The sequence below is a fragment of the Bifidobacterium sp. JNUCC 75 genome (genome assembly GCF_054819865.1).
In genome coordinates this window covers 1,048,799-1,061,570 of sequence record NZ_JBTHIF010000001.1, presented here as the reverse complement: position 1 = coordinate 1,061,570, position 12,772 = coordinate 1,048,799, and the positions used below count along the sequence as shown (strand labels likewise).

Genomic DNA, 12,772 nt, shown 5'->3' with positions numbered 1-12,772 from the left:
CGCTAAAGGTTTGTTTGATGCCCTGCCTCTATTGCGGGGGGGGGGTAGGCTATAAGCTAATCCATAATTTATGCATTCTCCTCCCTGATGTTTACCCAAATCAAGGAGACTGAAGAATGGGTTACAAAGAAAATATTGCTGCTCTTGGTTTTGATCACAGCGACGATGTCAATGTTGCTTATGGTAATGCCAAAAATCAGTTGAGCATGATTCGTACGGCTAATTTGGAAGGGCCGGACAGGATTTTACCTGATGACTTCTCGCAGCAACTGACTAATCTGAATACCTCTTTCAACCAGCAACTTCCCGATAAGCGTACTGCAATTGAAGCAGAAGAGAAGAAACTGAAAACTCAACATATTATCTTCCTGCTTGTCAAAATTGCATTGATTATACTTGGGCTCCTATGCGTTGCTAATGAGAAACTTCGTGTTCTCGGTTTTATAATGGTTATCGCTGGCATAATTTGCCACTTCGTTTTCAAGAAAATTGATGCGAACAAATCTGCCGATCTACTTGATGAATGGAATGGATTCTTCGGCGGTTTCGTTGACTCTATTGGACACGCCGAGACATTGCACTCGCCTGCTACCGGTCTTTTCAAGAAGATTGATGATCTGTTCCTAAAGAGCCTTGATGACAATGCCCGTGGCTTTGAACAGCAGCAGCGACAGATGCAGAAGAACATGGAGGCTCAGGCTGAGCAGTCCCGCCGTGCTTTGGCCGCACAGGCCGAGCAGACACAAGCTATTCAGAAGGGCATGGCCGACATGAGCAGATCGATGCGGCGCCGTTGATGCATCATGCCTTCGGTTGATTCGGATATCGTGTGCCCCGGCTGCGGGGCACCACTTTCGGCTTCGAGCAAGCAATGTCCTTATTGTGGAAGGCCTGTTGTTGTAACCTCGTTGAACTTTAAACAGGTCCGTCGAGCCACTTACAAGGACTCGGCACGATTCCTTGATAAGTACCAGGATGTGTTGAAGAATTCGCCCAATGATCCGAAGGTGTTGGCTTCATTGGGGTACGTCCTTTTTGATAGGGGCCAGTACCAAGAAGCCGCTGAGAACTTGGAAAAGGCTGTAGAAAACGGTTCTAACGATTCTGATGTCCTTTTCCACATAGCCCTAAGCAGGTTCAAGTCACAGAAACCGTTCAAGATAAAGCTCAAAGAGGCGGAGTCGATAATGGCGACTCTGGATTCCGCGATTGAGATGAATTCACATCCCCAGTATCTGTGTGCGAAATCATTATTGATCAAACGACTTTTTGAGCAGCGCTACATCAGGTATTCGCAATCATCCAAGGAGGTGATGGAAGCGGCCAAGCAAGGGGGACTGACCGATTCCGACAGCCAAGAGATGAACGAATTGTTGATGAAGTGAAGATCGATGCCGAAGTTTGTGATTCGGGAAAGGTGTGAATAGGAGTGAGTTTCGAAGATTACAGCGTTGCCATAGAGAGGCGTAAGGCCACGGCTATGGAGATCTGCGGCATTTTCGACGAGGATGAAGTGGGCAGGGTGGAACCGGTTTCCTACATCCAGCAAATGAACGGTCATATGATGATCACCGTCTGGATGTTCGGGAATAAAAAAATATACTCCGCCATGTTCGAACTTCAGCCCGACAGGGCTGGGGACGCGACACCTCCAGGCCGCACCTTCTTTGACGTGTATCGGTTCAAGAACATAGTCGATATTCGAGTGGATGACTTTGGTTGCGTCATCAGCATGAGGACAGGGAAAAAGCTGGAACTGAAGTCCAACAGCTATGAAGGCTCGGAGTCCTTCCTGAATTCCGCCCATGGTCTTGTGAGTCTGTGGGACGAATATGACGACTGATTGCCGCTTGACCAGGTAATGGATACGGATTGAACAGTGCATAAGAAAAAGGGGTGTACAGATGGCTGTATTCAAGCGCAACTCCAATGAAGCCGCTTTTGCAGATGGTGAGAAGCACTTTGTCGACGTCATCAAGAACCGTTCGGATAACGACACACTCATATTCAAAAACCCCGAGGAAGACTTCAACAACGGAACCACCTTGGTAGTAGGTTCCGGAGAAAAAGCCATCTTTGTCTATCAGGGTACGATCGAGCAGATTTTCGATCCGGGTAGTTATACCCTGACCAGTGCCAATTATCCATTTATATCCCGCCTGCGGAACAGCCTCTCCGGTGGAGTCTCTTCGTTCCATTCGCTGGTCTATTTCGTGCGTACGGCGACCAGCAGGGAAATCAAATGGGGTACACAGACGCCAATCAAGGTCTACGACAAGGCGCTTGCTGACCAATTCCAAGGCATTGGCGTCGAAACCGAGGTGAGGGCAAGAGGCGCATATCGTATCAAAGTGGACGATTGCGGCATCTTCCTCACCCAATTGATCGGCAATAACTATGATCTGACCAATCAGGAGTCGATTACCGACTACTTCCGCAATCAGTTCCTTGGCCACATCATTTCCATCCTGACCACTGAGCTGACCAAGTGGGAGGGGCCTCTTATCTCGGTGCCTGCGAATGCTGTAACCTATGCCAAGACCATCGAGAATGAAATCGCGCCCATTGCTGCTGAATACGGCATGAAAGTACTGAACTTCAGCATTTCCGCAATTGACATCGTCGACAATGAAGCCAGACAGGAAGCCCAGGAGCTGGTATCCAAGAACCGTGAGCAGTTCTATGGGCGTATGGCCCAGGGGCAAGGCGAAGCGGCATATGCGCAAGGCCAGCAGTCTGCTTATGAGACATATGGCACCAACTATCAGCAGGCTCAGGTTTTGAATGCCATGAATGGTGCCGCGTCCAATCCAGGTTCTGACGGTGGGGCTCTTCTAGGGGCGGGTATGGGATTGACCATGGGTGCCGGCATGGGCCAGGTCATTCCCAACATGGTCAATCAGACGATGGGACAGGCGCAGGCAGCTCCTGAACCGGCTGCTGTCGACCCTGTAGAGCGGTTGAGCAGGCTGAAGGAAATGCTGTCGAAAGAGCTTATTTCCCAAGAGGAGTATGAGGCTAAAAAAGCCGACATACTCAAGGAAATGTAGGTGACTTGAATGAAGTATCTGGTTTCGATTTTTGCAACGGTCCTGACGCTCATAGGTTGCGCGGCTTTCATGGCCGAAATTGGCACCTATGGCTTCGCACCTCCCGCTCAATGGATTGTGATGTTCTTCTTGGCGTTGTTCACAATCCTGTGCTGGGTGGCTCAGTCACGTAGCGATGACGATGCTGCGACGAGGAGCGAGAGCCTTTATTACCGACTGATAGCTGAGAATGTGGTGTTTCCCGCTGTCGGTTATCTGATCCAAGGCATCATCGCGATTTTCTACTTCTCAGCTTGGAACGCCCCCTGGTGGTCTGGGAATCTTAGCTTGCGGCACATATTGCCCAATGGATTTTTCATCCCCCTCCTGGTCGAAGTTTTGCTCACCATAGTGGTCATCTCCCTGTGGGTCGGCAACATTACAGCCAACGTGCATACGGTTCGCCAGCAGGCCATCAGAGAAGAGAAGGTCGCCAATCGGACACAGCTGAAATCCCAGGTGCTCTTCCTCGATTCATGTTTGGATCCGAATGACAAGGAGGCGAGCGATATTAGCAATCAAATCCAGCGTAAGGTCGAATCCCTGCCGCTGGTGCCAGATGCTGCGACCGGCCTCTTCTATTCCCGGGCCATCAATGAAATTCAAGAAGCTACAGCCAAGGGCCGCGTAGATCTGCCCACTCTTCAACATATTCGGGACACACTCAACAGGGTGCGCTGATTGGCCGGAAGCTCACGAAGTGTTTCACGAAATTTTGAGAGGCCCCGAGATGCATTTTGACAGGGTCTCACATTTTAGTTGTGGAACCGCATAGTAGGTCGACGGATACGGTCTGTTGACTGAATCGAAATTCCGGATTGTGCATTGTGCATAGCGGGAATCATCGTCATGGCTTAAAAGCGAAGAGGACCTGACCGTCCTGCAGGCCCGCCAACTATGGCGTGGTCACGAAGACGGCCAGGTCCTTTGTCCTTGGAAAACCCTGGTTACTGTCAGGCCTTCAGGAAGTCAGGATCAGCAAAGGCGGGGTTGGGATAGGTGTAGAACCCTTCTCCCGAATCCTTGCCGGTCTTGCCCTCGTCCATCATCTTCTGGATCTTCTCCAGGAAGGGCTTGAAGTCAGGGTTGTCTCCCCGCTGTTCCTTGGTAATGTTGAAGGCGGTCCGCAGTCCCACAACGTCAAAGATGGCAAAGGGTCCCATGGGTGCGCCTGTTGCGATCATCCAGGTCTTGTCCACGGTCTCCGGATCCGCGATACCCTGACCCCAAAGGTAGGAGGCAGCCTCGAGCAGGGGGATGAGGAGGGTGTTCAGGACGTATCCAGGCTGTTCCTTCTTCAGGACGATGGGAACCATGCCGATCTCCTTGGCATAGTCCACGATTTCGTCGAAGACCTTGGGGTCGGTCTGATCGGTACCCATGATCTCAGCCGTGTTGTACAGCCAAACCTGGTTGGCGAAGTGCATGTTCAGGAACTTGTCCGGCCTGCCCGTGTCGGCTGCGAAGGTGCTGGGCACGTAGGTGGAGGAGTTGCTGGTGAAGATGGCGTCCTTGGGAGCCATCTTGGCCAGGTTCTGATAAAGGTCATGCTTGATCGAGGGCTTCTCCGGGACTGCTTCAATGACAAGGTCAGCGTCCTTGACGGCCTCGGCCATGTCGGCGGTAAAGGACATGTTGTTCAGTCCGGCGTCGAATTGCTCATCAGTAGCATTGATGTCGTGCTTGTAGGAATCGCGCAGGTTCTTGACGCGCTCCTCGGCGGCCGCCACAGCCTGGTCGTTGATGTCGTAGATCGTTACTTTCTTGCCCTTGAAGGCTGATTGATAGGCAATCTGGCTGCCAAGCACCCCGCCGCCGGCAACCGTGACATTATGAATGTTCGTCATAGAAACCTCTTTTCGTTGCAATGCATCCATCTTTGGATACTTATTCCATAATACCGGCAGTGCCTGGGATTATTCTGGGCGTTCCTATGTCGCTGAAAGGCTGGAATTACAGGAGGTATCAGGGCTTATTCGTCCGTTTAATTAATTGTGTGGAACACTGAGAATTTTGTTGCTTCGCTCACATGAATGTTATACGCCAGCCGTCGTCGCAGTGGGGTCGAGGGCTGCTATATTACGCAATCGGCCACCTGCATTCCTCGGTATCCGCAAGAGGGAAAAGTCACCGGACATCAAAAAAGACAGTCAGAGAATCTGGCAGAACTCGATGGTCTCCTGATTGGGGCCGATGATGTTGAAATAGCGGATTCCGCGCTGCCAGAAGGTGGGAATGGACTGGATGGAGTCCTCTCTGATCTTCAATCCCATCTCCAGGGCATGCTCGTAAGCGGCATCGATGTCTGGCGTATCCAGCGCCCAGTGGTTGATGGCCCCGGTACGCATGGGCGCAGGTTCGCCCTCCCAGGTTTCGATGGTCAAATGTCCCAGACGCAGGAAGGCGCAGCGGTTCTCCCCATTGGGGTAGATGCCGACCAGCTCGAACCCGAGTTTGTTGGTGTAGAAGTCGATGGTCTCGTCCAAATCACGGGCGATCATGCCCGAGTGCTGCAGGTCCTTGGCATAGTCCGACATTGGTCTCATGATGGCTGCTCCTTTGGTACCTTGATGCGCGATGCTTCCTGATATCTACTCTAGGCGATGGCCGTTCTGGCAGACGTGGATGCGTTCTGCGGTGCAGACATACGGCGAGGTGATAAACATGAATACACGTGATTTACCGCTGGAGAAGCAGCGGAAAGCTGCCTCATAGAGCGTCGTCGGTACACTAAGCAATATAGTGCGTATATTCTGTGCTGGCAGTTCACGGGAGTACGCAAGGCAGAGGACACAAATAATAGGGGTGTGAACACTGTGCGGAGTGGGCAAGGACGGAAACGGTCCGTATCCATTGTGGATGTGGCACGCGTGGCCGGCGTTTCCCATCAAACAGTATCTCGAGTGTTGAATGACCCTGGATCTGTGCGCCCAAAAACGTTGCAAGCGGTCAGAACCGCCATACGGGAAACTGGATATCACCGTAATGAGAATGCTAGGGCTCTGAAGAGCTCGGTTTCTAATGGAATCGGTGTCCTCGCTTCGGACTCGCAGCAGTTTGGGCCAGGTCAGCTCTTGTGGAATGTAGAAAAGGCTGCGGGTGAACAAGGGTATTTGGCAAAGATATCCCTGTTGAAAAACAACAATGACAATGATGTCCAACGAGCTGTCGGCAAGCTCCTTGAATACGACGTCTCGGCAATTATTGTGCTCTCAACAGAGACATGGATAGAGCCTGTCGTCAGAATGGTTGCTGACCTGCCCCTTGTCAGTATCGGGTCCTCCTGCGCCCAAGAAGGACAATTCTCCGTGGTCGATACTGATCAGCAACAGGGTGTGCGCACTTTGTTGGATCATCTGGTGGCTCAAGGGGCACGACGCATCGACCACCTTTCTGGTCCCCACGGATGGTATTCGTCTGAAGCCCGTTTAGAGGAGTGGATGCAGGCATCATCACGTTACGCACTGACAGCGGGCCGTGTTTATCGAGGTGATTGGAGCGAGGAGTCGGGCTATCGCGTTGGTCTTGATATGGCCGATGACCTGCCGGATGCCGTCTTCTCGGCAAATGATCAAATGGCCATAGGGCTTATCAGAGCTTTTTGTGATCGTGGATTGCGTGTGCCTGATGATGTGATGGTGGCCGGTTTCGATGGTGTTCCTATGGGGGCTTATACGATTCCATCTCTAACCACCGTTCAGCAGGATTTTGATGCGCTCAGCAGTCGGGCGGTCTCATGTGCGATCGATATGATTCATGGAGCAAGCATCAAGAAATTACTGATGCAGCCTCGACTGATCATCCGGGAGTCGACTAGCAGATAACGTTCCGGCGTCTTCGCATGCGTTTGACAGTTAATGTGAACGTGCTTATTATGCAACTGCTACATACCATGCATGGCTGCTTGTAATTCAATGTTAACTTATTGCTATGCATTCTTTGCAGTTATTAAGTGAACGTTCACTTAAGAAAGGGAAGGCAATGAAGTCTCTCGACCATATACTGTTCGGCGCTGCGTATTATGACGAATATCAACCCAGCTCGAACCTTGATGCCGACATGCAACTCATGCGTAAGGCCCATATCAATGTGATCCGTGTGGGCGAAGGAAGCTGGTCACACTGGGAACCGGAAGACGGACAATTTTCACTGGATTGGCTGGAGCCAGTTCTCGATAAGGCTGCTGAGAACAATATCCAAGCGATTATCGGGGTGCCGACCTTTGCCATACCTCAATGGATGGTGCGTAAGTATCCAGAGATTGCCTTAAGCGATGACCATGGTCAGAAGGTTCCGTTCGGCTCGCGAGAGGAGCATAGCTATAGCCACCCTGTGTTTCGGTATTATGCAGCCAGGCTTATCGGCAAGATTGTGGATCGCTATGCCGGGCATCCATCAGTCATCGGCTGGCAATTACATAATGAACCTGGCTTACGGCTGAACTATTCCACAGATGCCTTCGAAGGTTTTAAAGATTATCTGCGCAAAGAATACGGTAGCGTGGAACATCTGAATAAGGCATGGGGATTGACGTACTGGTCTCATGAGTTATCTACTTGGGATGACTTATGGAAGCCCGAAGGCAACTGCCAGCCACAATACGATATTGCCTGGCATCGTTATCAGGCGCTGCTCACCGATGATATGCTCGCCTGGCAAAGTCGCCTGATCCGTCAGCATTGTCGCTCCGATCAATTCATCACGGTGAATATGGCTTTGGGGCGTGAGGCTGTTGATGAGGCCAGGTCTTCCGAGCATTTGGATGTAGCAGGTTCAGATCCGTATTTCCATATGCAAGACGGCTTGCAATTGCCTGAACCGGATATGGCAGAAGATGCTTGGTATCCTTCTGGCCCCTGGACGATTGCCCAGATGGCCGATAGGACGTATTCGCTGAAATCCGCTCCTTTCTTTGTGCTGGAAACGGACGGCGGACCCATCGGCGGCTCCGCAGACAACTTCCCTGGCTATAAGGGGCAATGGCGCCAAGCTGGTTGGCAATTCGTCTCGCGTGGAGCGGATCTCATCGAATACTGGCATTGGCAGCAGTTGCATTATGGTACTGAGATGTATTGGGGAGGTATTCTCCCCCATGACCGCAAGCCGGGACGTGTTTATGCGGAGATATCTCAGCTTGGCGGAGAGCTGGCAGCTGCCGGCGATGCAGTGACGGACCTTAAGCCGGATGCTGATGTGGCCATCCTGTATTCAGTCGGGTCACGTTGGGGCCTGACATTCGAACCATACACAGCGATAAATGGTGCAGGAGATGCTCACCGTGCACGCAATGCCGGATCGTATGATCATATGCTTACGGCTTTTTATCGTGGTGCATTCCGCACTGGGCATCAGGTGCGAATGATTCAGGATACGCATCTTATCGATGGCTCTGCTGAAAAACCTGTAGTCGCGCCGACTGCATTCGTCAACCAGTACCCCCTGCTGCTGGTTCCAGGGGCGTATATATGCTCTGATGCCTTGCTCTCCTGGTTGCGTGAATATGTAAAAGCCGGCGGGCATCTGGTCCTGGGACCGCGTACGGCATATGCGGATCAGTACGCACGCGCGCGTATGGAAACCAAACCGTCAATGCTTGATGATCTTGCTGGCGCGGACTATCAGGAATTTTCCAATATCAAATCCCCTATATCAGTTAAGGGAACGGACTCATTTAAATTGCGTCCTGGATCTGCTGCCACTGAGTGGATTGATTGTCTACAGAGCGAGGGAGCGGAAATTCTGGCTACAAGCAACCACCCCCACTTCTCACAATTTCCCCTGATCACCAGCCATGTTGCCGGTCAGGGAAGAGTAACGATGATCGGCACGGTCCCCAACGAGGCTCTGGCTGCTTCGTTGTTCGACTATCTGCTTCCAGACGATCCGTGGTTGGCTGGTCAGACGACAATATCGCACTCCTCGGCAGTCAATCGATATGGCCGACGGCTGCATTTCCTCTTCAACTGGAGCTGGCAGACGCACAGGATCACCGTGCCTGTTTCATGTACATTGCTGGGCAAGAATGAGCCTTTGAGCAGTGTTGAGCTGGGCCCCTGGGACGTGGTTCTACTACAGGAGACGCATGTCCTTGCCGACAATCCTATGGATTCAGGAAGGTGAGGATGATATGGATTCCGCAAGGTCAATGAACAGTGCGCAAGGGAAGACTGCGGAGACGGATAATGAACCCTCTGCTGCCTGGATGACTCCCCGTGATGATCAGCAGCATCGCGTTCCTGTGCGCACGGGTGTGGCGCTCGCACTAGGTGTCCTGCTTTGGTTGGGGCCGTATCTCGGCCTGGTAGGTGTTCTGGTTCCTCAGCAAGTGGCGCGAATAGATCCTGCCAATAAAACGGGCGATATCGCATTGATGTCGACGGTGGCCATGATCGTATCCACTATCGCCAACATCGTGGAAGGCGGCCTGTCGGATCGGACACGTTCTCGATGGGGTCGTCGGACGCCATGGATCGTCGCCGGATCAGTTGGGACCTTTGTCTGTGTACTGTTCTGGGGCCAATGCTCTGCCGTGTGGCAAGTGGTCCTATCGGATTCGGTATATATGATTTTCCTGAATATGATTGTGGCGCCGTTGATTGCGGTCATTGCCGATCGGACTGCGCCGAAGTACCGTGGAACGATATCTTCCGTCTACGCACTCGGCAATTCGGCCGGACAATACGGCGGACAGATGTTGGCCTCTTTCTTCCTTCCTATGCCTAAGACCGGATTTTTGGTTTTGGCAGTCATGTCTTTGTTGTCGGGTCCTGTGGCTGCTCTGATACTGCGCGAAGGTTCGACTAAAAACATGCCTGTTTCTCCGGTAACGTGGAAGACGTTCTCTGATAATTTTGTATTCCCGACCCATCATGTGCGGGACTATTACCTGGCCTTGTTCGGTAAGCTCAGCATACAAACCGCTTCATTCGCGATTTCTGGATATCAGCTTTACATATTGACCGACTACGTAATGCTCAAAGGCAACGTTCTGCAGGCATATGTCTCGGCTATTTCCATGATCATGATGGTGACCGCAATCGTCATGTGCATCGGCGCCGGTCCTGTTTCTGACAAATTGCATATACGGAAAGTGCCGGTCATCATCGCAGGTCTGCTGATAGCGGTTGGGTCGTTTCTACCTGCTTTGACCAATCGTCCCTTCATTATGCTGGCATACGCCGTGGTTGTGGGCATTGGCATGGGAATGTTCAATTCCGTGGACCAGGCGCTGAATATAGAAGTGCTGCCTGATCAGCGGACAGCAGCCAAGGATCTTGGTATTCTCAACATTGCCAATAACGGAGGTCAGGTGCTGGGACCCATTTTCTCTGCCGCGATCATCAAGATTGTCGGTTACAGCGGGGTCTTCCCACTGGCGGCTGTTCTGGCGGCCGTCGGTGTCTGCCTGATTTTCTTTATTCGCAAGGTCAAATAATGAGGCGAATGATGAGCTGATCAGCATATAGGCACATGGTCCCAACAAACCACGGTGTCTCATCAACTTATTTTGAAGAATGAAGTGGGTCAGGACGAGATGGTCCTGACCCATTATTAGTGATCGGATAATCTGTAATCTGCACGTGGTGTACAGATGTATATATCAGAGTATGCCCAGCAGCTCGTGGTTTCTGCTGTCCCTTGCGAATACCGGCAGAGTATCCAGCGGGGCTTCTGCGGTGATCGTCTGACCGCCGTCGTACATTGCGCCGTCGCGAAGATCCTGCCACTGCGTAGTCGCGTCCCCCGGCAGATAGATCTGTCGAGATCTGGCCCCCTCCTCTACCACAGGGGCTACCAGCAGATCAGGTCCGAGCATATACTCGTCGGCGATATCGGAGGCGGCATCGTCATGGGGGAATTCGTAGAACAATCCCCTGATAAGCGGCTGCCCATCCTCGTGCGCCTGAGTAAACAGTTCACGCAAATAAGGGCGAAGACGTTCTCGGATCTTGATGAACTTGACATAGATGTCTTCGACAGACTTTCCGTAACTCCATGGTTCATTGCTCGCCCCGGACGGTAATCGCCGTTCGCCTTGCGCTGTAGTGATAGCGGTCTTGGTGGTTCCATCGGGGTGATGCTGGCTACGGTCACCATGATTGCGCATGACGGGCGAGAAGCAGGAGAATTGCGCCCACCGCAACAGCAGTTCACGGAAGGTGGGATCGTCGATATCACCATCGTGGAAGCCTCCCAGATCGGTGGTGAACCAAGGAATGCCGGCCATGCCCATATGGATAGCACAAGTGATTTGTGCTCTGAACGCTTCGAAGGTGGATGCAACATCGCCCGACCATACAAGAGCCCCATATTGCTGGGATCCGGCCCATGCGCATCTGGTGAGGTTAACGATCTGTCCCTGGCGCCCGTAGGCCAGTTGCCCCTCGTAGAATCCCTTGTTGTATTCCCGCGGATACAAATTGGCCGTTTGCTGAGCAGGCCCAGCCCAGTAGCGGTAATTGCTGAAATCGTAAGTGCCATACTCAGGTTCGGCTTCATCCAGCCAGAAGGCATCGACACCGACATCGGCATAGTGCTCACGGCATTTCTCCCATACATATTGGCGGGCTCTAGGGTTGGTGGCATCGTAGAACTGGCTGGGTCCCTCGAACATCATGCCGATGTCTTCGCCGTGGTCTGCTCGTACCAGCAGATTCTTGGCTTTCATCTCTGGATAGTTTTCAGAAGTCAGTGCTATTTGCGGCCAGACTGACACCATGAGTCGAATCCCCATCTTGTGCAATTCGTTGCTCATGCTGACGGGATCTGGCCAGAATTCGTCTTCGAATCTGAAATCACCCATGTGAGGCCAATGGAAGAAGTCAATGACAATGAGGTCCAGAGGGATATCGCGCTTTTTAAATTCTCTGGCGACCTCCAGCAATTGATCCTGGTTCCAATAGCGAAGCTTGCTCTGCCAAAAGCCAAGACCCCATTCAGGCATCTGAGGAGCATGACCGGTAGCGTCTGCGTAATGGGCCATAATTGAGCGATAATCGGCACCGGCTGTAACCCAATAATCAATCTGTCGAGTGCTGTCCGCCGTCCACTGAGTCTTATTTTTCCCAAAACTGACGGAACCAACGGCTGGGTTGTTCCATAGGAAGCCGTATCCGCTACTGGAGACGACGAAGGGTATGGAGATTTGCGAGTTCCTGTGGGCGAGTTCGAGAGTGCAGCCTTTCAGATTCATGATGTTCTGCTGATATTCGCCCATGCCATACAGACGTTCGTTTTCTGGAGGCACGAATGTTACCTTGACCTGGTGGTCGCCTCCCGCGATGGGAGTGAAAGAACGCGCTCTTAAATTCAGGGAGCCGCCATCGCTCATCTCGCTGAAGAGCAGCTCGCCGTCGGCGCGCCAAAAGCTGAGCAGGCACTTGTCGGTATAGCCGTTGCCTGTGTCAATGCCGCCCGAAGCCTGCGCCTTGACCATTAAAGATCCGTTGATTATGGTGGCCTGTCCTCGTTGATCGTCGATGCTTATGTGCACCGCATCGGCAGGCTCGTGGTGGTCGCGTAAAAGCGCCCAGTCCGGGTCTTCAGGTTCGTGCATCTGCGAGGATCGGACGCGTATCGAATCTGTTCCCCAGGGCTCGATGCGAAGGTATTCACCGTCGCCTGTCCACTTCAGAGCTTGGCCGTCGATAGTAAATGTTGAATGTTGCATTGATTCGGTACCC

Annotated in this window: 11 protein-coding genes and 1 pseudogene; 9 read left to right on the top strand and 3 right to left on the bottom strand. The window is 52.2% G+C overall.

Features of this window, described 5'->3' with window-relative positions:
- The first annotated feature begins 116 nt into the window (after window positions 1-116).
- The 6 genes and pseudogenes from ACVWNW_RS04455 to ACVWNW_RS04430 all read left to right on the top strand — a co-directional run bounded on the left by ACVWNW_RS04455 (window position 117) and on the right by ACVWNW_RS04430 (window position 3,770).
- Complete coding sequence (locus ACVWNW_RS04455) at window positions 117-797, top strand: hypothetical protein (RefSeq protein WP_454483252.1); 681 nt, start codon at window positions 117-119, stop codon at window positions 795-797.
- A 6-nt stretch (window positions 798-803) separates the two neighbouring features.
- A pseudogene (locus ACVWNW_RS04450) lies at window positions 804-890 on the top strand (zinc-ribbon domain-containing protein); the annotation flags it as partial.
- A gap of 87 nt (window positions 891-977) precedes the next feature.
- A complete protein-coding gene (locus ACVWNW_RS04445; RefSeq protein WP_461196362.1) occupies window positions 978-1,385 on the top strand; it encodes a tetratricopeptide repeat protein in 408 nt (135 codons plus the stop codon).
- 44 nt (window positions 1,386-1,429) lie between these two features.
- Window positions 1,430-1,843: a hypothetical protein gene (locus ACVWNW_RS04440; protein WP_454483248.1), complete on the top strand. Its 414-nt coding sequence runs from the start codon at window positions 1,430-1,432 to the stop codon at window positions 1,841-1,843.
- Window positions 1,844-1,904: 61 nt separating this feature from the next.
- Window positions 1,905-3,050, top strand: coding sequence for an SPFH domain-containing protein (locus tag ACVWNW_RS04435; protein WP_454483246.1), 1,146 nt, complete (start codon window positions 1,905-1,907; stop codon window positions 3,048-3,050).
- Between the two features lie 9 nt (window positions 3,051-3,059).
- Window positions 3,060-3,770, top strand: coding sequence for a type 1 periplasmic-binding domain-containing protein (locus ACVWNW_RS04430; protein WP_454483244.1), 711 nt, complete (start codon window positions 3,060-3,062; stop codon window positions 3,768-3,770).
- A gap of 272 nt (window positions 3,771-4,042) precedes the next feature.
- On the opposite strand, the gene ACVWNW_RS04425 is transcribed toward ACVWNW_RS04430, so the two are convergent.
- Complete coding sequence (locus ACVWNW_RS04425; protein ID WP_121912828.1) at window positions 4,043-4,936, bottom strand: 3-hydroxyacyl-CoA dehydrogenase; 894 nt, start codon at window positions 4,934-4,936, stop codon at window positions 4,043-4,045.
- 303 nt (window positions 4,937-5,239) lie between these two features.
- Window positions 5,240-5,635 carry a VOC family protein gene (locus tag ACVWNW_RS04420; RefSeq protein ID WP_110425957.1) on the bottom strand — a complete coding sequence of 132 codons (396 nt, stop codon included), beginning with the start codon at window positions 5,633-5,635 and terminating at the stop codon, window positions 5,240-5,242.
- Between the two features lie 261 nt (window positions 5,636-5,896).
- Here ACVWNW_RS04420 and ACVWNW_RS04415 point away from each other — a divergent pair, with 261 nt between their 5' ends.
- The 3 genes from ACVWNW_RS04415 (at window position 5,897) to ACVWNW_RS04405 (ending at window position 10,524) form a co-directional block, all read left to right on the top strand.
- Window positions 5,897-6,913 carry a LacI family DNA-binding transcriptional regulator gene (locus tag ACVWNW_RS04415; protein WP_461196325.1) on the top strand — a complete coding sequence of 339 codons (1,017 nt, stop codon included), beginning with the start codon at window positions 5,897-5,899 and terminating at the stop codon, window positions 6,911-6,913.
- Between the two features lie 157 nt (window positions 6,914-7,070).
- Window positions 7,071-9,209 carry a beta-galactosidase gene (locus tag ACVWNW_RS04410; protein ID WP_461196324.1) on the top strand — a complete coding sequence of 713 codons (2,139 nt, stop codon included), beginning with the start codon at window positions 7,071-7,073 and terminating at the stop codon, window positions 9,207-9,209.
- Window positions 9,172-10,524 (top strand): MFS transporter, encoded by a 1,353-nt coding sequence (locus ACVWNW_RS04405; protein WP_454483237.1) that lies wholly within the window; start codon window positions 9,172-9,174, stop codon window positions 10,522-10,524. The genes ACVWNW_RS04410 and ACVWNW_RS04405 overlap by 38 nt, the downstream gene beginning before the upstream one ends.
- Before the next feature lie 165 nt (window positions 10,525-10,689).
- Here ACVWNW_RS04405 and ACVWNW_RS04400 read toward each other — a convergent pair whose 3' ends face one another.
- On the bottom strand, window positions 10,690-12,759 hold the full coding sequence (locus tag ACVWNW_RS04400; RefSeq protein ID WP_454483235.1) for a glycoside hydrolase family 31 protein: 2,070 nt from the start codon (window positions 12,757-12,759) through the stop codon (window positions 10,690-10,692).
- Between the last annotated feature and the right edge of the window lie 13 nt (window positions 12,760-12,772).